13 protein-coding genes are annotated in these 19675 nt (G+C 60.0%); 7 read left to right on the top strand and 6 right to left on the bottom strand.

All coding sequences use genetic code 11. The features are described 5' to 3' along the window. Positions 1-3: 3 nt before the first annotated feature. The 5 genes from Asbog_RS13205 to Asbog_RS13225 form a co-directional block, all read right to left on the bottom strand. Complete coding sequence (locus Asbog_RS13205) at positions 4-1254, bottom strand: D-tagatose-bisphosphate aldolase, class II, non-catalytic subunit (protein ID WP_062165477.1); 1251 nt, start codon at positions 1252-1254, stop codon at positions 4-6. Beyond that, a complete protein-coding gene (locus Asbog_RS13210; RefSeq protein ID WP_083510885.1) occupies positions 1251-2243 on the bottom strand; it encodes a tagatose kinase in 993 nt (330 codons plus the stop codon). Before Asbog_RS13210 ends, Asbog_RS13205 begins: the two co-directional genes overlap by 4 nt. Positions 2244-2301: 58 nt before the next feature. Beyond that, positions 2302-3072 (bottom strand): DeoR/GlpR family DNA-binding transcription regulator, encoded by a 771-nt coding sequence (locus tag Asbog_RS13215; RefSeq protein WP_062165479.1) that lies wholly within the window; start codon positions 3070-3072, stop codon positions 2302-2304. 152 nt (positions 3073-3224) lie between these two features. Further along, positions 3225-3884 carry an NUDIX domain-containing protein gene (locus Asbog_RS13220; RefSeq protein WP_083510886.1) on the bottom strand — a complete coding sequence of 220 codons (660 nt, stop codon included), beginning with the start codon at positions 3882-3884 and terminating at the stop codon, positions 3225-3227. Positions 3885-4095: 211 nt separating this feature from the next. Further along, the gene (locus Asbog_RS13225) at positions 4096-4635 is read right to left on the bottom strand and encodes a phosphate-starvation-inducible PsiE family protein (protein WP_062165480.1); all 540 of its coding nucleotides are present in this window, start codon (positions 4633-4635) and stop codon (positions 4096-4098) included. A 417-nt stretch (positions 4636-5052) separates the two neighbouring features. Here Asbog_RS13225 and Asbog_RS13235 point away from each other — a divergent pair, with 417 nt between their 5' ends. The 3 genes from Asbog_RS13235 (at position 5053) to Asbog_RS13245 (ending at position 8676) form a co-directional block, all read left to right on the top strand. Beyond that, positions 5053-6003: a bile acid:sodium symporter family protein gene (locus tag Asbog_RS13235; RefSeq protein WP_062165482.1), complete on the top strand. Its 951-nt coding sequence runs from the start codon at positions 5053-5055 to the stop codon at positions 6001-6003. Between the two features lie 220 nt (positions 6004-6223). Then, complete coding sequence (locus Asbog_RS13240) at positions 6224-7414, top strand: mechanosensitive ion channel family protein (protein ID WP_083510887.1); 1191 nt, start codon at positions 6224-6226, stop codon at positions 7412-7414. 362 nt (positions 7415-7776) lie between these two features. Next, on the top strand, positions 7777-8676 hold the full coding sequence (locus Asbog_RS13245; protein ID WP_062165483.1) for a sugar phosphate isomerase/epimerase family protein: 900 nt from the start codon (positions 7777-7779) through the stop codon (positions 8674-8676). 45 nt (positions 8677-8721) lie between these two features. On the opposite strand, the gene Asbog_RS13250 is transcribed toward Asbog_RS13245, so the two are convergent. After that, positions 8722-10404 (bottom strand): Na+/H+ antiporter, encoded by a 1683-nt coding sequence (locus Asbog_RS13250; RefSeq protein WP_062166033.1) that lies wholly within the window; start codon positions 10402-10404, stop codon positions 8722-8724. Between the two features lie 95 nt (positions 10405-10499). On the opposite strand from Asbog_RS13250, the gene Asbog_RS13255 reads away from it, so the two are divergent. The 4 genes from Asbog_RS13255 (at position 10500) to Asbog_RS13270 (ending at position 19670) form a co-directional block, all read left to right on the top strand. Next, a complete protein-coding gene (locus Asbog_RS13255; protein ID WP_171840708.1) occupies positions 10500-11846 on the top strand; it encodes a metallophosphoesterase family protein in 1347 nt (448 codons plus the stop codon). Beyond that, positions 11843-15286: an ATP-binding protein gene (locus Asbog_RS13260; RefSeq protein WP_062165485.1), complete on the top strand. Its 3444-nt coding sequence runs from the start codon at positions 11843-11845 to the stop codon at positions 15284-15286. Before Asbog_RS13255 ends, Asbog_RS13260 begins: the two co-directional genes overlap by 4 nt. A gap of 10 nt (positions 15287-15296) precedes the next feature. Continuing rightward, the gene (locus Asbog_RS13265) at positions 15297-16154 is read left to right on the top strand and encodes an SDR family NAD(P)-dependent oxidoreductase (RefSeq protein ID WP_062165486.1); all 858 of its coding nucleotides are present in this window, start codon (positions 15297-15299) and stop codon (positions 16152-16154) included. Positions 16155-16361: 207 nt separating this feature from the next. After that, positions 16362-19670: an efflux RND transporter permease subunit gene (locus Asbog_RS13270; protein ID WP_062165487.1), complete on the top strand. Its 3309-nt coding sequence runs from the start codon at positions 16362-16364 to the stop codon at positions 19668-19670. The last annotated feature ends 5 nt before the right edge of the window (positions 19671-19675 follow it).

Below are 19675 nucleotides of genomic sequence, written 5' to 3' on the forward strand. Positions count from 1 at the left end.
GGTTCAAAGAGTCTCGTAACGTTCGAGCACGTCTCGAACCGACTGGATCAGAAGAGCCCGAGGCTCGGCGGCAAGCGCACCCGATTTCACGCGCTCGAAAAGCCGGGGCAGATACTGGCTGATCATGGTTTCAGGAATGGATACCTGCTCCAGCGACTGGATCAGCGCTGTCACGGCCTGTTCGGCGGCCGGTTCGGGCCAGTAATAGCGGATTCGGTCGCTATAGCTGAAATGGCGCAGGATGCGCTGCTCCATCGCATCGCCATGATAATGGCTCTGCCAGTTGGCAGGCGCATCGAGCATGGTCTTTTCCATTGTTCCGACCAGCGAGACCGCCTGTGGGTCGATGAAGCCACGTATGGCGTCCAGCCCGTAAAGCGTTTCACGCAGGGCAAAGCTCAGCTCCGGCCCGACCTTCAGGATACAGAACCCGTCCTGCTTCAGTTGTGCCAGCGCCGTGCCCGGCTGATAGTCGGTCGAGTGTGCCTCGAAAACCAGTCCCGGCAGACGCGCCAATGTGGCAACAAGCGCGCTGGCCTGCTCGGGCTCGTAAATGACCACATCCTCATGGCCAAACTCCACACCGGGCTGCACCACGATGCCAATCACGCGCGACCATGCCTCGGGCACCGCCTCGCGGAAGGCGTTTTCATGCACCTGATAAGTCGCACGAACCGCTTCCGGTGTGGTGGGCGTAACGTGATCGAGGGCTTCGGTCGCCCCGCCCGGTGTGGGAATTTCTGTACCGATCACATAGACAGGCCGCCCCGGTGCGACGGATTCGGCTCGCTTGGCCAGCATCACGGCCCGCTCTGCCACAATGGCATCAGGCAGATGCTCGGCCTCACCCTTGCAACCCATGCTGGCGTCGAGATGCAGCTTGGTAAATCCTGCCTCGGCAAAAGCCGCAATCATGTCGGAGGCTTTTTGCAGGGCCTGCTCTGCCGGAAGCGATTTCCACGGATTGGGACCGAGATGATCGCCGCCCAGAATGATCTGCTCACGCGCAAAGCCCAGCCGATCGGCGATACCGTATACGTAATCGCGAAAATCGGCAGGCGTCATGCCGGTATAGCCGCCATCCTGATTGACCTGATTGCAGGTCGCCTCAATCAGCACGGCCTTGCCGTGCGATGCCGCATGAAGAAGGGCGGCCTCAATGACAAGGGGATGGGCCGAGCATACCGAGGTGACAGCTGTCTTGTCGCCCTGGTCGAAACGCGCCCGCAATGTCGAGATGAGCGATCCGGTCATGCTTTTTCTCCCGTGTTCTGGCCTGCAATAAGCTGATCGAGCGCCGCGAAATCGGACGTACCTTCCATCGGGCCGAAAAACGAAACAGCCCTTGACCCGGAGGCACAGGCATAGCGCAGCGAGTCTTCGCGCGTCTTGCCGAGCAGGCGGCATGTGACATAGGTCGCGCCAAAGCAGTCGCCCGCGCCTGTCGGGTCGATTTCCTGCGCCGGGAACGGCGCACCATGGACGGTCTTGTCGGCACAAAAGCAGGTCGCGCCCTCACTGCCCTGTTTTAGCACGATTTCAGAAACGCCCATGTCGAGGATCTCGGCAATGGCGGCCTCTTGCGTCGTGCCACTGCTGAACAGGAGCAGTTCGGGACCGCTTGGCAGGAAGATGTCGCATTCCTGAAGCATCAATTGCAGGGCTGCCCGCATATCGGGGATGTCGAGCATCTCCTTGCGGATATTCGGGTCGAATGAGACGGTTCCACCCTGCGCTTTGACCTGATGTACAGCGGTCGTCACGGCATCGATGATCGGAAAGGAAAACAGTGAGGACCCCATCACATGGACATGGGTCGCGCGCTTGAGCAGTCCACGCGCCGCCTCGTGAAGGCCCGTTTGCGAGCAGGCAGACTGGCGGATGTTATAGACGAAATCGCGGCTGCCATCGGGCCGGTAGCGCACGAACGCACTGCCTGTTGCAAAACTGTCCACGCTCAGAATGGCAGAAACATCGACACCATCACGCCTCAGCCGCTCGATATTGAGCGTGCCGAAATCATCACGCCCGACCGCCGAGACGATACCGCACTCCACGCCCAGACGAGCGACCTGATCAATGAAGATCGCCGGTGCGCCCGAAGGGTAAGGCCCCTTGAGGGCCATCGGTTCAAGAAAACCCGTCCCCTGGGTCTCGGCCATGATCTCGACCACAATCTCACCGATTGTGATGATGCAACGCGGCGCGTCCGGGGACTGGTCCATCAGAAAACTGGATGCCATGATCGGTTATCCATCGAAGGGGAAAACAGAAGGTAAGAAAAAGGCTCCGGCAGGGCGCTCAGCCGGAGGGTGCGGTGTCATCTGCAAAAACAGACCAGTCCTCGCACAGCACCGCGCCATCGGGCGGTGTGCCCCCATGCAGAACCGACATGGTTTTGCGCCAGGCCAGAACATGACCGTCCTCATCAGCCCGATCGAGGCGGTCAGTCAGCAAAAAGACCTGCCGCGCCCGGATGATGGCACTCTCCAGACAGCTGCCTGTCTGATCGAGACAGGTGAAACCCCGCTTGCTGATCTGGGCTGCCGAAATGACCGCAAGATCCAGATCATAGAAAGACAAGGCATGATCGGCAGCGGGGCTGATCAGCGGGTATCCCAGCCGGTCATACTCGCCACCCAGCAACGAGACCGCCGCATCGCTGGTCCGGCTCGCCATATGGTAGGTTTCGAAGCTGTTGACGACGAAACGCAGGTTTTCGGCTGTCGCATAGACCGGCACGAAAGAAGCGGCCTGCGTGTTGTCCAGAAAAACGCACTGGCCTGGCTTGAGCCTGAAGGCGACAGCACGCGCCAGGGCCCGAGCCTCATACAGGGTGGGCCCCTCATCCAGAGGCGCGTCGACAGCATAATCGTGAGCTGGCTGGGCACCGCCATTTGTTCTGATGACGAGATTCTGACTTTGCAGATAGGCAAGGTCTGACCTTATCGTCACCATGGAGACGTCGAACTGGCTTGCCAGCGCCTCGGTCCGTATGAATCCGGCGCGTCTTACGGCATCGACAATTCCCAGACGGCGTTTGAGAGTCGCGCTGTTCACGCCCATCGACATGATCAAGAATCTTTCAAAACGAAAACCTATCTTTCGTTTTGTAAGTCATCGTCTTTTGCTTGTCAGCAGTTAAGACAGGCCATCACAGGGTTGTGTCAGGATATGCACATTGGTCCGTTATCATCGGGTCAACCGCCGAGCCGGAAACCACCCTATCGCCCTGCGCCTCGAACGCTCAGAAGCCCCTTGATTGCCGCATGCTGTAAAAGCAGGATCGTCTTGGCATCCAGAATACGTCCGTCACCGATCATGCGCAGGGCTTCAGGGAACGCGACTTCCATCACGTCGATTTCCTCGCCCTCCCCCTCCAGGCCGCCGCCCGGCCCGATCCGCATCCCGGGCCTGTAAGCCCCGGTGAAGAAATGGATGCGCTCGGTCACCGATCCGGGGCTCATATAATAGCACCCTATGGGGGTTATCTCGCCAATCTCGACCCCCATTTCCTCACCAACCTCACGGCGCATGGCGGTGGCCGGGTCATCGTGATCGAGCAGGCCGCCGCAAACCTCAATCAGATCCTCACGATGCCCTGTGACATACGCTGGAAATCGGAACTGTCGGGTAAGCAGGACCACCTGCCTCTCGTCATCGTAAAGCAGGATCGCGGCCCCATCGCCACGATCATACGTCTCTCGCGTAAAGACCTGAGTCGTGCCGCTCCTGCGCCTATAGCTCAGCGTGTAACGTGTCAAAACGCCCCAGTCATTGGCCAGAAGCCGGGTCGAGAGGATCGTGATACGGTCATCTGGACATTTGCCGGGCACAACCTCGTCACCAAAGCGATCAGGCTTGTCAGGAGGCGTTCCTGTCATGGCGGTCAATCCCTCTGCCCGACTCTGCGTGTCACGGCCTGCGCCAGCAAGCTCACATCCCCTACCCTGCCCGGGATCGGACATCCGGGTGAGAACAACCTTCGCACACCCTGCCTCGCATAGGGAACTCGGGGCTGCATGGCATGGATAGGAAACAGGTCTGACGCGGCATATCGAGGGCCGGTTGGCCGCATCGCGGCGATGGAAAGGCTCAAACTGTCTCGTGCGTCGAGCCGGGATGACCGGCCCCCGGTGGCATAACGGTCGCGGCTGCACCGGGAAGCATGACGCCGGGTGCCGCACTATCGGCAACAGGTTTGCGGCTGCGTACCAGCCAGTAGCAGATACCGAGAGACAGGACCGAGGCCGACAGCGCCAGAACCCCCATGACATCCACTGCGCTCAGGTCGAGCACGATGAATTTGCGCACGGTCGCCATCATGCCGATCAGCAGTACGGAACGCATCCTGACCAGGCTGTGAGAGGGTGTATCCGGTGCAACGAGAATGGAATGTTTGAACTCCAGCGCAATCAGCACTGTAAAGCAAAGGCCGAACAGCGATTGCAGGACAGCCGGGTTGGATGGAACCAGAGTTGCCGAGCGCACCATCTCGAAAACAGCATAGACGACATGCACAAGCCCAAGCGTCGCCACGGCCATGACGCAGAGCGTGAGAATCAGCATGGCGCATTCCTCGAACAGATCGAAGAGCGTTGAGACCTTGAAGAAACCGGGGATACTTTTGATCATGGGCTGTCGATAATATCTTGGTGAGGAGTAAGCCCTCACTCTTACCAGAGCCGCAAAGACGCATCACCCGCAGAATGGTTGTCTTTTCGTAATATCACCCACGCGATACGAAAATAATATCCGAAATATAAACATGATAAAATTTATATTTTACTATTATAATATAGGTAATATATATTTATACATCAAGATTATAATAATGGCCCTTTCCTGTCTTTGACCGAACCTTACAGAGCCGTCATTCTCAAGGCCTCCAGCCTTACGCGTTGCACGGTTCCGGCCTGGGACAATCGCTTCGAAGGCGGGCGCCCGGTGCCACTCTGAAGCATAACAGGCACGACCTGCATTTCCCTCCAGATATCCGGGGCGTTTTCTCCCTCTTGCCAAAGACGGGTGTTGCGGTGGAAATCGCTCACCATGCGCAAACTCGACCCCTTTCTGCTCAGTCTGATCGCCGCCATCGTGCTGGCCACCTTCCTCCCCTGCTCGGGGCCTGTGGCGGTCATCCTGTCGAAACTGACCACATTGCTTATCGCCCTGATGTTCTTTCTGCAGGGCGCAAGGCTCAAACCCGAGGCCGTGCTGGAAAGCGTACGTGACTGGCGGCTTCAGGGCAGCGTGCTGTCCTGCACGTTTCTGCTCTTTCCCGTGCTGGGTCTTGTGCTTCATGCCCTCATGCCGGGTCTGCTCAAGCCCGATATGTGGCATGGGGTGCTTTTTCTGTGCTGCCTGCCCTCAACCGTGCAGAGCTCGATTGCGCTGACATCTATCGCCAGAGGCAATGTGCCTGCCTCGATCTGTGCAGCCACGCTGTCGAACCTGCTCGGTATCGTAGCCACGCCTGTTCTGGTTGGGCTGATCGTGCAGAAAGGCAATATCTGGTCGGCCCATGCCATTGTGGATATCGCAACCCAGCTTCTCCTGCCCTTCGGCATCGGGCAGTTGCTGCACAAGCGCCTTGGGGCCTGGGCGCACCGCAACAAGAAACTCCTCTCGCTCAGCGATCGCGGCTCCATCGTGCTGGTGGTCTATACGGCGTTCAGCCATGCCGTGGTGGAAGGAATCTGGCATCGCGTATCGCTTCCTGACCTTGCCCTGACCGCAGGGCTCGATATCGTGCTTCTGGGGCTGGTTCTGCTCCTGTCGCGCCTGATGGGCCGCGCACTTGGCTTTTCGGAAGAAAGCAGCATCTCGCTCATGCTTTGCGGCTCTAAGAAGTCGCTCGCCACCGGTGTGCCGATGGCCAATATCCTGTTTCCGATGTCCGTGGTCGGCACGGTCGTGCTGCCACTCATGATGTATCACCAGATCCAGCTTTTCGTGTGCACGTTGCTGGCTCGACGCCTGGCTTCTCGTCCAAAGGCGTAACGCACAGATACCAGGCGCAAGGCTGTAGCGGCGCTTCCTATCCGGGCGCCGTCAACCGCACGCCTTTCCTTACCGCTCTTTCATGGGAAACGCTGGCGACATCAGGGGTTAACCCTCTCATGCGCCGGTTTTGCGACATCACGGCAACGTGATAGCAAAACGCCCCATCGTTCCGAGTGAAGAAGGAAAGCCTGTGATCAAGCAAGACTATGTGCACTCCATGTCGAGACTTCTCGCATGGTTCGACTGGCTCCCGCCATCAGTGGCGTCAACACTTCTGCTGGTTGCCGCCGCGCTCATTGCCCTGCTTTTCAGTCGCCTGATTACCGAGGCGCTGCCGCGTCTGCCGGGTTTGCGTCGCATCGCCTTCATTCACGAGACAATCGCCAGGCTGCAAAACCATGTGCGCCTGCTGCTGATGATCGTGGCGGCCTCTGCAGCCCTGCCGGCCACGACGGGATTTGCCCCCACCACCATCCAGTTTCTGGCGCATTTCTTCGCTTTCGCCGTGATCATCACCATCGGTTTCGGGCTGATCAAGGCGTTCCGCTTCGGCACTGACAAATATCTCGATCGCATCGCCAACCGTGAGCATGTGGATGATATCACGGTCCGCTCGCATCAAACCCAGATCCGCATCCTGCGCCGCCTGATCGAGATCACCTGCGGGGTGATCACCGTGGGTGCCGCGCTCATGGTGTTTGAATCCGTGCGTCAGTATGGCGTGTCGCTGTTCGCCTCCGCGGGTGCCGCCTCACTGGTCGTCGGTCTCTCGGCCCGTCCTGCCCTGTCGAACCTCATTGCAGGCATCCAGATTGCCATCACCCAGCCCATACGCATGGAGGATATGCTGATCCTCAATGGTGACTGGGCCTATGTGGAAGAGATCAACGCGACCTATGTGGTGCTGCGTACATGGGATCGCCGACGCTATATTGTCCCCATTGCCTATTTTCTTGAGAACCCGTTCCAGAACTGGACGCACAGCTCTCCCTCGCTCATCGGCTCGCTGTTTCTATGGCTCGATTATCAAACCCCGGTCGATGAGGTCCGTCGCCTCTTTCACGAAGAGCTTGAGAAATCTCCCGACTGGGACCGCGACATGAGTTCGGTTGGCTGTCAGGTGGCTGACAGCAATGCGCAGGTGATCTCCATCCGCCTCATTGCGGGTGCTGTTGACGCCAATGGCATGTGGAATCTCTGCTGTGACCTGCGCGAGCGCCTTCTCAAGCGCCTGCGTGAGGAACTCCCGCAAGCCCTGCCACGTGGCCGGACGGCTATCGTGCCCGGCGCACCTGCTGAACCTGCGTGGCCTGACTCGCTGGTATCACCCCCGGTCAACCGGCCCGGTCCGGGCGGCGTCATGGGCAGTGGCCAGTATAACGGACCCGATATCCAGACACGCCGCTGACCCTGACCGCTGCGACACCGGTTGACGTCGAACAGGATCAGACACGCGTTCCATAAGGATCAGCGCTTCACCAGCGGCGCTGATCATCACGCCACAGGCCCCGATGAAGGCTCACCGAGGCGCTCTTGGGATAAATCCTTCGTGAGGCCAGTATGCCTCACCGGCGGTTTCCCAGCATAACACGCCCCCTTTACGGGGCTCGGCGTGAAAAATGATGGTTTTCAATCAGTTTTTCACCATACCACGACAGGCGTTCTGCCTAGGGTATCGCAGTCGAACCCGACGCTGACACAAGCCTCTCGCCTGCGTATGCAAGGGAGCAAACAGCCGGAGCGGGTTTGTCCTGAAGGAGGAGCCCAAAGGTGAAACTGGTTCTTGACCCCTATATGCAGCGCCATCTCTCTTTGCCCGATATCGCCCGTGCGACGGCGGGATACGGATTTGATGGCATCGAGCTCTCGCCCCGTGCCGATTTTCTGGACTGGTGGGTGATGCCGCGCGCCACCTCCCAACGCATACGCGACTTCAGGAAAGCGCTGCGCGATAACGGAACCGAGCTCACCACGCTTCAGCCCATGTATCGCTGGTCCAGCCCGATTGAGGAAGAACGTCAGGCCGCCATGCGCTACTGGCGCCGCGCCATCGAGATTGCCTCGGAAATGGAATGCAGGATCATGGTGTCCGAGTTCGGTCGCGGCACCTCGCCCGAACGCGCAGCCGGCCTGCCGCCCGGTGTCGCCACGCCCGAAACCTGCGAGGCCGCTTTCTGGCGCTCGATGGATGATCTGGTGCCCCTGCTGGAGCGCTCGGGCATTACGCTCTCTCTCGAACCGCATCCGGAAGACTGGGTCGAAACCTTCCATCCGGCCATCGATATCATCCGCAATATCGGCTCGGACGCAGTCAGGATGTCCTACATCGTGCCGCACACCTTTTTTTACGGTGAGGATATGGCGGCCATGCTGCGTGAGGCGGCCGATATTCTGGTGCATATCCGGGTGGCCGATACATTCGACCACCGCAAGTCGTCAGAGCTGCGCTACATCGTCAACCCGCCGGGCGCAAAGGTGCGGGTGCACCAGCATCTCGATATCGGGCAGGGCGAAATTGACTGGGCCACGTTCTTCGACACGCTGGCCGAGATCCGTTTTGACGGGGTTCTCTCCTCCTGTGTGTTTGCCTGGGAAGACAGGGCAGAGGACTCCACGCGCTTCATGCTCAGCACCATGCGCAAGGAACTGACTCAACGCGGTATGATGTGACGATGCACACCCCCGGCGCGGCTTACCCCAGTACCGCGCCGGATGTCAGATGTCTTTCGGCAGGCGCTGTACGCGCGAGCGCAGAAGCTGTTCCTCGAAATCGAGCTCCTGCTGCAGTTCCCATTCTGTCTGATCGTTGATTCCCCGCTCCACAAACAGCCGGTGCAGGGTCTGGCGCTGGGCCCGCAGCAGCAAAAGGCGGGACGCGAGCTCCAGCCTCTCCCGGCGCAATGACAGGCTGCGGCTCATGAGTGAAGCCTGTGGCGCCTCATCGATCTGGCTCAGGCGGTTCTGATAATTCTGCTCCAGCCGGTCCAGCACATCAATTCTGAGCGCATTATCGGCTGGCTCCGCCTGGCTGTCCTGTGTGCAACGTGTCTTTTCATCATGCAGAAGGGTGACGGCCGTATGGAGCAGGGCCTGACGGGCCGCGTTCTCCTCTGTCGCATGGCGCTCCATGCCGCGCTTGGGCAAAAACAGGATGCAAAGCGGCATGAGTAGCCCGGCACCGACCAGCGAGATTACAATGACCCCTGCCGCAATGGTGATCAGCAGGTCGCGTGAGGGAAACGCCCCCATGTCACTCCCGAACGCAGGCAATGACAATACGGCCGCCAGTGTCACGGCCCCGCGTACCCCAGCAAAGGTGAGCAGTACGGATCCCAGAAAATCGGGCCAGACAAACGGCGTATGGCTCCATCGGGCCACGAGCCAGCGGCGCAGGATGGAGCACCAGATACCGATGAAGCGCAGCAGGGTCATGATCAGATAGATCGCGCCGATCAGGGCCAGCAATTGTAGGATGGAAACCTGCCGCTCATGCGCCATCTGCACCCCACCCCGCATGAGCGCCGGCAATTGCAGCCCGAGCAGCAGGAAGATGAGCGCATTGAAAATGTAATTGACCATACCCCAGACCGTGGTGGCCTGAAGCCGCGTGGCGGTATTGGTCTCCTCGATCATGCCCATCATCTTGATGACCATGCAGGCCGCAACAGAAGCCAGAATACCCGAGCAATGCACCCGCTCGGCCACGATATAGGTCACGAAAGGCAGCAGGATCATGAGCGTGATCTGCAAGGGCGGGTCATCAAAGCCGCGTCGTAGCAGAATCCGGTTGAGACGCGCCGAGACATAGGCAATGACCGCCCCGATCGCGAGGCCGCCAAACGCCACGAGCAGAAATGAATCGAAGGCCTGACGATAGGAGAACTCCCCCGTCATGGCGGCCGCCGTGGCGAAGCGGAAACAGACCAGCCCGGAAGCATCATTGAACAGCGCTTCACCGGAAAGCACATGGATCATGCGCTCAGGCACATGCTTTCCCGCCAGCAGACTCGACACCGCCACCGTGTCGGTAGGTGAGAGTGCGGCAGCAAGCGCAAAGCAGCAGGGCAGATCGAGCGTCGGGATCAGCCAGTGAATGGCGTAGCCACAGCAGATGGTGCTGAACACGACCAGCCCGAAGGCCAGAAAGAAGATGGTGCCGCGCAATTCATGGAATTCACGCAGTGGCATACGAAACGCATCGGCAAAAAGCAGTGGCGGCAGAAAGACCAGCATGAAAAGGTCAGGGCGCAGGCCTATCCTGACGCCCAGAAGGGCTGCCGCCACACCCAGAACGATCTGGATGAGCGGTAGGGGAATACGGTTTCTCAGCGCTTTGGCCAGCAGGCTGCTTGCCGCAGCGAACAGGAGAAGAAGCAGGATATTATCGGCAGGAATCATGACTGAGGCGATGTCCGGGTGTCCCGCCGCACGGCATGCAGCGCTTCCTTCTTTCCGACGGCGCGCAACGCCCATGAATGCGCTACAATGCGGTCATGAGCTCGTTCCGCTTTCTGCACGCCGCCGATCTTCATCTCGATAGCCCACTTCGCGGGCTTGAACGTCATGACGGTTTGTCCATGGAGCGCATACGCGATGCCTCGCGACGAGCACTCGACAACATGGTGGAGATCGCCATCTCTCATGATGTGGCGTTCGTCGTCATCGCGGGGGACCTGTATGACGGCAACTGGAAAACGTTCAGCACAGGACGCTACATGGCCCAGGCGCTGGGTCGGCTCATCCGGCACGGCATCCGCGTCTTTCTGCTTCAGGGCAATCATGATGCCGCCTCGATCCTGACGCGCGACCTGCCACTGCAACAGGGGATCGACCGTTTTCCCTCGCGCAAACCGGGCAGTTTTCTCATCGATTCCCTTGGCGTTGCCCTGCATGGCCAGAGCTTTGCCGATCGCCATGTTCCGCATGATATGACCCCTGCCTATCCCGCACCGGTTGAGGGATATTTCAATATCGGGGTTCTGCACACGTCACTTTCAGGTCATGGCGAGCACGAGACCTATGCCCCCTGCACGCCAGACGGGCTGCGTGCCAAAGCCTATGATTACTGGGCGCTGGGTCACGTCCACGAGCGCATGATTCTCGATAACGGCACGCCGATCGTCTATCCCGGCGTGCTTCAGGGGCGTCACATACGCGAAACAGGCGAGAAAGGCGTGGTGGTCGTCACGGTCGAGAATCACCGTGTGACCTCGATCGATCCAGTCCCCTGCGATGTGGTGCGCTGGGTCGAAACGCGTTTCGACTGCGCCAATCTCACCCACGAGCCCGATCTGCATCAGCATCTCGGGACCCTGTTTCAGGATATTGCCCGCGCTCATCCCGATCATCTTTGCGTGCTGCGTCTCGTCCTGTGTGGCCAGACCGCCCTGCATGACACGCTCAGGCGTCAGGGGGCGTCGCTGCGCGAAACAATCCAGCATCTCGCGGCCATGAGTGGCGGCGAAATCGAGCTGGAAAAACTCGTTCTCGACACAGCCCCGCTCATGGCACCGGGTTCAGGTGCCTCCGCTAGCGACCTAGCGGATGACAGCGCCCTTTCTGCCCTGATCCATCGTGCCACGCAGGATGCTGCGCTTCTGGACGATATCGGCCGCGATCTCGATCTGTGCCTCAAGACGCTGAACCTCGGTGAAATCGCGCCCAACTCCCTGCTCGATCATATCGAGCGGCGCGACTGGGCCGCGATTCTGCCGGGGCTGGAAAATGCGCTTTGTGAGAAGCTCTCCGGCCATTCGGGGAACGAGGCCTCCCATGAGGCGGGATACGATCACAAGGGCCTCTCCAGCTTGCGTGACGCCACGCAGGGAGAGACGCCATGAGAATCGCGCAGCTCGATCTGATCCGCTATGGCCGCTTTGCCGACCGCCACTACGATTTCACGGCGTCTCAAACCGATCTGCACGTGCTGTACGGGGCGAATGAGGCAGGAAAATCCACGACGCTTCAGGCGATAGGCGATCTGCTTTTCGGCTTTCCGCACAACAAGGCGCAGGACTGGCGTTTTGATGCCGCCCAGCTACGCATTGGCGGTGTGATGGAGCATGACGGGCACTCTTTCGGCGCGATCCGCAAGCGCGGCACCAAGCAGACCCTTCTGGCCCCCGATGGCACGACACCGCTTGATGAAAACGGGCTTATCCGTTGTCTGGGCGGCGTGGACCGTGCAGCGTTCGAGCGTCAGTGGAGCCTCGATCATCAGCGCCTGCGCCTTGGTGGCGATGCCATGGCACGTTTTGAGGATGATCTGGGCCAGCAGCTTCTGGCTGCAGGGTTCGGGCTTGAGAATGTTCAGTCTGTGCTCGACCAGCTTGACGCTGAATCCGGTGCTCTGTGGAAGAAGAACGGACGCGGCACACGACTCAATGCCCTGCGTACGCGCCTGACCGATGCCCGCACACGCCTGACTGCCGCAGAAAAGGACAGCCAGCGCTGGACTGCGCTCAACCGCGAATCTGATGAGGTGACGGCGTCACTTGGCCAGATCCAGGCCCGGCTGCGCGAGACTCTGGCCGAGCGCAGTGGGCTCGAGCGCCTGACCCGGCTGCGGGGCGACCTTGAGCGACATGCTGCTCTGACAGCCTCGCTGGAAGCTGAACCACCCCCGGTTTTCTCGCCAGATGATCACACCCTGTTTGACGAACAACTGGGGCGTCTTGTCGCTGCGCAGCAGAAAGCCGACCGGCTGGCGGAGCTGCGCGAAAGCCTCGTTTCCATGCGGGCGGCCTGCACCCCCGATCTCGCCCTCCTGTCCCATGAAGCGACAATCGACGCGCTGGAAAGGCAGGAGCGCGACCTTGCCCCGGCAAGACGTCGCTGGCCCGAGCAGGAGCAGAAACTGGCCGATCTCGATTTCTCACTGCGCCGCGAAGGGCTGCGCGGAGAATACGAGGAAATTCTTTCGGCCCTTCCCACACCTGAATCCCTCGCAAGGCTGCGCCCCCTCGCCCTGCGTCACGATATGCTGATCCAGCGCGAGGCCGAATCCCGTACGGCGCGTCTCGCCGCCGAGGCGCGCCTCGCTTTGGCAAAATCGCGCGCCGGCGATGAGGAAACACGCCCGCTTTCCTCGCTGCTAACCGCTTTGCAGCAGGCTGAAAGACGCGATGGCATTGATGCCGAACTGGCCAGCCTTGATCGTGAGAAACAGGCTGCAGAGACCTCCCTCGCCCAGTCATGGCGCGACCTCGCCCCCTGGCAGGGCACGATCGACGCGCTGCAGGGTATGGCTGTTCCTGATGCCCCCTCACTGGGAGCCCAGAGCCTCCTGTGGCGTGATTTGCAGAGCCGCGATGCGGCTCTGGATGAAGCGCTTGACACTGTTGGTCATGCTCTGGCGCGACAAAATCTCGCTAGAACCCATCTGGAGCAACGGCAGATCGTCTCGCTCGGCGCTCTGAAAGAAGCCAGAGCCCAGCGCGACACCCTGTTCGAGGCCTTCGCCCATGATTCCCGTGACAGATCAGCACGCAGCACCTTCATCGAGGCACGCGACCATGCCGATCATCTGGCCGACAAACGCTTCGACGAGGCCGAGGAATCGGCTAAACTTACCCAGATCGAACAGGAAATCGAGCGTCTTTCCCTCGATCATGCGCATCTCGTCATACAGCGCGATGCCCTTGGGGCAGAAACCGAAAAGACGACCGCATCCTGGCATGAGGAATGCGCAAATCGCGCCCTGCCGGCGCTTGAGCCGGAACGGTTGCGCGGCTGGCTGGCCCTGCGTGCCACGGCACTCAGGAACCATGACGCCGTGCAGCAGGTGATCATGCGCCGAAGCGAACGTGCCGCCCAACACAGCACTGCGCTCGACATCCTGCGCAATGTCCTGCCTGACATGCCGGACTTCACCCTTGTCAGCGATGCGCTGGTCTGGGCTCAGGCGCGCCGCCAGACATGGCAGCATGAAGCCGATCGTCTGGCCCGCATCCGGACCGATATCGAGCAGGAACAGCGCAACCTGGAGAGCGAACTCAGAAAAGCCCAATCCCTGCACGACGAACAGGCCGCGCTGAAAGAGGAATGGTCATTGCAGGCCGGTACCGACAGCAGCACAACGGCAATCATCCCGCTGCAATCGGCAGAAGCCATCGACCGTCTTTCGGCCCTGCATGGTGCTGCAAGCGAAGCCGCCCGACTGCATCAGGCCCTGAAGGCCCAAAAAGAGGCGGATAACGCGCTCGGCCGTGCCATTGCCGCCTTCGCAAAAAACCTGCCGGGGCATGAGGCCCTCAGCCATCTCGATAGCGCAGCCTGTCTCGACCGTCTTGCCACCCTGCTGCGCAATGCCCGGACGGATCGTGACAAGGCTGCTGCTCATGATGCCGATCTGGCACGAAACCTTGCAGCCCTCAAAGAGGCACAGAACGCTTGCGACGTGCTGCGACAGGCCTTCCTCGCTTTCGCGCGCAGGATGCCGGATTACGAACCCGCAACAGCGAGCGTGGATGCGGCCATGATCGAAAAGCTCCGCGTGCGGATCGCGCATGAAAAAGCCCGGCAGGCAGCGCTGGATGAAAAAACAGCCCTTGAGCGCCGTATCGCTCTGGAGCGCGATGCCCCTGGTCTCGATCAGCTTCAGGAACAGGCCAGAACCCTGCCGCCCGATCTCGTAAGCCTTCGCCTCTCTGAACTCACGAGTGACTATGAAGCCATCGAGCGCCGCCGTGAGGAGAACCTCAAACGTCAGGGTGAAATCGCCAATGACATGCGCCAGATCGAACAGGCTCATAATGCCCGTGATGCTGCCCTGGATATCGAGACCTGCCGCACCGAAATGGCGAATGTCGCCGAGACCTGGGCCAGCGCGCGTATCCAGTCGATGATTCTGAGCCATGTGGCGCGCCTTCAGCGCGACGAGAACACCAACCCCCTGTTGAAATCGGCAGAATCCATATTTGCCGCGCTGACCTGCGGGCGATATCGCAGGCTTACCATCGCCGAGGATGGCAAGGCGCCTGAGCTGGCTGCGATGCTGGAAGATGAAAAACTGATCCGCCCCGGTGCCATGAGCGAAGGCACACGCGACCAGCTCTTTCTGAGCCTGCGCCTTGCGGCCCTCGATCAGGCGCAGGCGCGCGGCATCACCCTGCCTTTCATTGCCGATGACCTGTTCATCACCTTCGATGAGGCCCGCGCCGAGGCCGGTTTCAGAACGCTCGCCGCGCAATCGCAGCGCAACCAGATCCTGTTCCTGACCCATCACGCCCATCTGGCCGACATGGCCGCCTCATTTGGCGCGACACGACACAGCGTATAGGCTGAGGCGCATGGATTATCGTACGATCTTCATTACCGGCGCGGCCTCGGGTATCGGCCGCGCCCTCGCTCTCGCCCTGTCCGCCCCCGATCGCCTTCTCTATCTCGCCGATTGCAACGCGACGGGGCTGCAAGCCACCCGGCAGGGTTGCATGGAGAAAGGAGCAACCGCCCACATCACCTGTCTCGACGTGACGGATCGCGAGGCGATGACGCGATGGTGCGCGCAGGGTGCAGAACACGATGTCGATCTGGTTCTGGTCTGCGCCGGGGTTACTGGCGGCGTAAGCACAATGGACCAGGACGGCGCAGCTTTTGAAACAGGCGACCAGATCAGGCGCATGATGGCGGTCAATATGGATGGCGCACTCAATGCCATCCTGCCCATGATGGCGCGGATGCGTGAACAGCCCTTGCGCAAATGGGGACGGTTTCGCAAACAGCGTGGACAGATCTGTGCCATCGCCTCGGTGGCCGGATTGGTCTCCTATCCCGGCACCCCTTCCTACTCGGCCTCGAAAGCCGCGCTCGACCGTTTCCTTGTTGCCAGCGGGGCCTATAGCCGCCGTGCCGGTATCTATCTCTCAAGTGTGTGCTGCAGCTTTGTAGCAACCCCCATGGTCGCGCAGAACCGTTTCCCCATGCCCGGCCTGATGCGCGTTGAAAACGCAACTGCCCATATCCTGCATGGCCTTGCCAGACGCAAAAGGCGGATCATCTTCCCCTCCTGGCTGGTTCTTGGATCACGCCTTATGGATTTGCTGCCCGTGCGTCTGGCCGAGCTTTATTATCTGCATCAGCCAACAGGCCGGCCGGGCTCCATGCCGGGCATTGAGAACCCGGCCTGCAAGGATGCCTCCTTGCCATAAAAGCCGAGTACCCTGACGCCTTTGCCCGTTGCCTCGACAATCGCAAGGTCTGACAAACAGAAAACAGCTTTGCTTGCCAGTAGCCCACACAGGTGACCGCATGGCAAGAAGGCCTTCAGGGCAGCTGATGTGACAAGATGACGAAAAGATAACCAGGTTACACGCTGATACGAAGTATTCCCCCGGATTTTTTGCTATGGAGGCGAAATGAATTTGTGTCGTCTCTTTATCATGCGCCCCGTGGCGACGATTCTGCTCGCCCTGTCGCTGCTCGCAGCCGGAGCCATCTGCTACCCGCTGATGCCGGTTGCCAACCTGCCCGATATCGGCTCCTCGACGATCAATATCGAGATCGAGCAGCCCGGCGCCAGCCCGGAGCAGATGGTCAGTTCCGTCACGACCCCGCTTGAGCGCTATCTCGGCCAGATTGCCGGGGTGAAGCAGATCGAGTCCGACAGCGAAAACAGCTTTGCCTATATCCGGGTCGATTTCGTGGAATCACGCAATATCGACGGTGCCCTGCGCGATGTGCAGGCCGCCCTGCGTGCCGCACGGGCCGACCTGCCGCAGGGCACGCTCGACCGTGATCCCTTTGCCTACAAGGAAGATCCGACCTCTCAGCCGGTCTATCTGCTTTCCCTGACATCTGACGTGATGACGCTGCCGAAGCTGTATGATCTCGCGCAGATACGCGTCAAACCCCTGCTGGCGCAGATCAAGGGCGTGGGCCATGTGCAGGCCGTGGGCTCCGCCGATCCTGCCGTACGCGTCGATGTGAACCCTTATGCCCTCTATAAATGGGGTGTTGGTTTCGAGGACGTGCGTCAGGCGCTTGCATCGGCCAACGCCAATACGCCCAAGGGATTTCTTGACTCGGGCGGCCAGCGCATGATGCTGGAGACGAATGACCAGGCTGAACATGCGGCGCAGTACCGTGACCTGATCATCGGCTATCGCAACAATCTCAATCCCATCAAGCTGTCCTCTGTCGCCGAGGTGACGGACAGCGTTCAGGACCTCTATCAGGCCGGGTATTTCAACAACAAGCGCGCCATCACGCTTATCGTGCGCGGGCAGCCCAAGGCCAATACGGTCAAGATTGTCGATGCCGTGAAGGAACGCATGACCATGCTGCGTTCGGTCCTGCCTCCCGGTGTCCAGATGGATACGGCCATTGACCTCTCATCGAGCATACGCGCCTCGATGGACGACACACAACTGACTCTTGGCGTGTCCATCATTCTCGTGATCGGGGTGATTCTGGTCTTTCTGCGTCGCCTGCGCTCGACCATCATCCCTGCCGTTACCGTGCCGATTGCCCTTGTCGGCACGATTGCTGTCATGAAGTGGGAGCACTTCACCCTCGATATCATGTCGCTTATGGCGCTTACCATTGCGGTCGGTTTTGTGGTGGATGATGCGATCGTCGTGCTGGAAAACATCGCCCGCCATATGGAGGCGGGCATGGATCGCATGAGTGCCAGCCTGCGCGGTTCGTCAGAAATCGGCTTTACGGTCCTGTCGATCACGGCCTCGCTCATTGCGGTGTTCATCCCGCTCCTGTTCATCCCCGGTCAGGTCGGCGCGATCTTTTTCGAGTTCGCCATGACCATCGTCTCGGCGCTTCTCATCTCCCTCATCCTGTCCCTCACCCTCACGCCCATGATGTGCGCCTACTGGCTGGATGTGGAGCATGAACAACCCACAGGAAAAACGCTGCGAGACCGGGTGTTGCGGGCGATCGACTGGGCGCTGGAAGGAATCATCAGCCTCTATGGCCGGACATTGCGTGTCGCCCTGCGCCATCACGTCCTGACCTTTCTCACCCTGCCGCTGAGCTTTATCGCCCTGGTGGCCTCCATTGTTCTCATGCCCAAGACAGGCATTCCTGCGCAGGATATCGCGCTGGTGGGTGGGTCGATCAGCGGTGACGACACCATGTCGTTCAGCGAGATCACCAAGCGCATCCATTATGTCGGTGCGGTGATGAAGGATGACCCCGATGTGCTGTCTGTCACGAGCTGGAACAACAGCAGCAGTGACGGGCAGCTTTTCGCCCGGCTGAGCGACAAGCACACCCGTACGCGCACCGATACGCAGATCGTGGAAAGCATACGCAAGAAGCTGGGTGACATGCCGGGCCTGCGCACCTCGTTCTTCTCGGCGGGTGACCCCAATGGCGGCGGCGGTCAGCATCGCAGCGGTGCCTTCCGCTATGTGCTGCGCGATCAGGATGTGGCCGAGCTGAAGCTCTGGGTACCGCGCCTTGTGGCCAGGCTGCGCAAGGAGAAGATGATGTCTTCCGTCATGACCAATATCGAGGGTCATGGCGCATCGGTTCATGTCAAACTCCGGCGCGATACCGAAGCGCGTTATCTGGTGACACCGCAGCTCGTGGGCAATGTGCTCTATGATGCCTATGGCCAGACCGTGGCATCTCGCATCCATACCGAACTCACCACCCATTCTGTGGTGATGGAGGTGGCGCGCGCCTATCGTGAATCACCCGAGCAGCTTCGCAGCACGTGGATCTCCACCGCCTCTGGCACGCCTGCCGGTGCCGTGCGCTCCAACCAGATCCGTGTACGCACAGCGGGTGGCAGCACGGCCTCGACCGCAACACAGCTCAGCCAGGCCTCACTGCGCAACGCGATTGCCAACCAGATTACCGGTAACAATTCCAACGGTTCGGCCGTTGCCTCATCGGTCGAGACCATGATTCCGCTCATCAACGTGGCGGATCTGGTCATGGAGCCGACACCGATGGAAATCGATCATCAGGATGGCATGACCTCAACCGCCATCAGCTTCGACCTGATCGATGGCAAGACCTATGAGGATGCCCGCAAGCTGATCGAGGATACACTCAGGAATATGGGTGCACCTGCGGGTCTGACAGGCGAGTTCTCGGGGCTTGCCGGTGAAACAAAGGAGATGCTGGTCAATGAGTTGCTGGCCTTCATGGCCGCGCTCTTTGCCATGTATATCGTGCTCGGGATTCTCTATGAGAGCCTGATTCACCCGTTTACCATTCTCTCCACGCTGCCTTCTGCCGGTATCGGGGCCATTCTGGGGCTCTGGATCGGCGGGGAGTCGTTCAGCCTCATCGCCATGATCGGCATGATCCTGCTGACCGGCATCGTGAAAAAGAATGCGATCCTGATGATCGATTTCGCGCTCTATGCCGAGAAGGAACTGGGGCACACCCCGCGCGAAGCCATCTATGAAGCCTGCCTTACGCGTTTCAGGCCCATTCTCATGACCACCCTTGCTGCCGCGCTTGGCGCGGTGCCGTTGATGACAGGTCACGGCTATGGGTCGGAAATGCGTCGCCCGCTGGGGATTGCGATTGTGGGCGGCATGCTCATCAGCCAGCTGCTCACGCTTTACACCACCCCGGTGGTCTATCTTTACATGGATGCCATCGGCCGCTTCGGCACGAGAACATGGCATCGCATTTTCCCGTCCCGCCCGGCAGGGCGCCCCGTTTCCACCCCCCTCTCATCCGAAAGCTGAAGCCG

The organism is Asaia bogorensis NBRC 16594 (assembly GCF_001547995.1).
GTDB lineage: Bacteria > Pseudomonadota > Alphaproteobacteria > Acetobacterales > Acetobacteraceae > Asaia > Asaia bogorensis.

Coding starts and splice junctions, on each gene's coding strand:
- Asbog_RS13205 (WP_062165477.1), bottom strand. CDS start 1,254: ATGACCGGATCGCTCATCTCGACATTGCGGGCGCGTTTCGACCAGGGC.
- Asbog_RS13210 (WP_083510885.1), bottom strand. CDS start 2,243: ATGGCATCCAGTTTTCTGATGGACCAGTCCCCGGACGCGCCGCGTTGC.
- Asbog_RS13215 (WP_062165479.1), bottom strand. CDS start 3,072: ATGTCGATGGGCGTGAACAGCGCGACTCTCAAACGCCGTCTGGGAATT.
- Asbog_RS13220 (WP_083510886.1), bottom strand. CDS start 3,884: ATGACAGGAACGCCTCCTGACAAGCCTGATCGCTTTGGTGACGAGGTT.
- Asbog_RS13225 (WP_062165480.1), bottom strand. CDS start 4,635: ATGATCAAAAGTATCCCCGGTTTCTTCAAGGTCTCAACGCTCTTCGAT.
- Asbog_RS13235 (WP_062165482.1), top strand. CDS start 5,053: ATGCGCAAACTCGACCCCTTTCTGCTCAGTCTGATCGCCGCCATCGTG.
- Asbog_RS13240 (WP_083510887.1), top strand. CDS start 6,224: ATGTCGAGACTTCTCGCATGGTTCGACTGGCTCCCGCCATCAGTGGCG.
- Asbog_RS13250 (WP_062166033.1), bottom strand. CDS start 10,404: ATGATTCCTGCCGATAATATCCTGCTTCTTCTCCTGTTCGCTGCGGCA.
- Asbog_RS13255 (WP_171840708.1), top strand. CDS start 10,500: ATGAGCTCGTTCCGCTTTCTGCACGCCGCCGATCTTCATCTCGATAGC.
- Asbog_RS13260 (WP_062165485.1), top strand. CDS start 11,843: ATGAGAATCGCGCAGCTCGATCTGATCCGCTATGGCCGCTTTGCCGAC.
- Asbog_RS13265 (WP_062165486.1), top strand. CDS start 15,297: ATGGATTATCGTACGATCTTCATTACCGGCGCGGCCTCGGGTATCGGC.
- Asbog_RS13270 (WP_062165487.1), top strand. CDS start 16,362: ATGAATTTGTGTCGTCTCTTTATCATGCGCCCCGTGGCGACGATTCTG.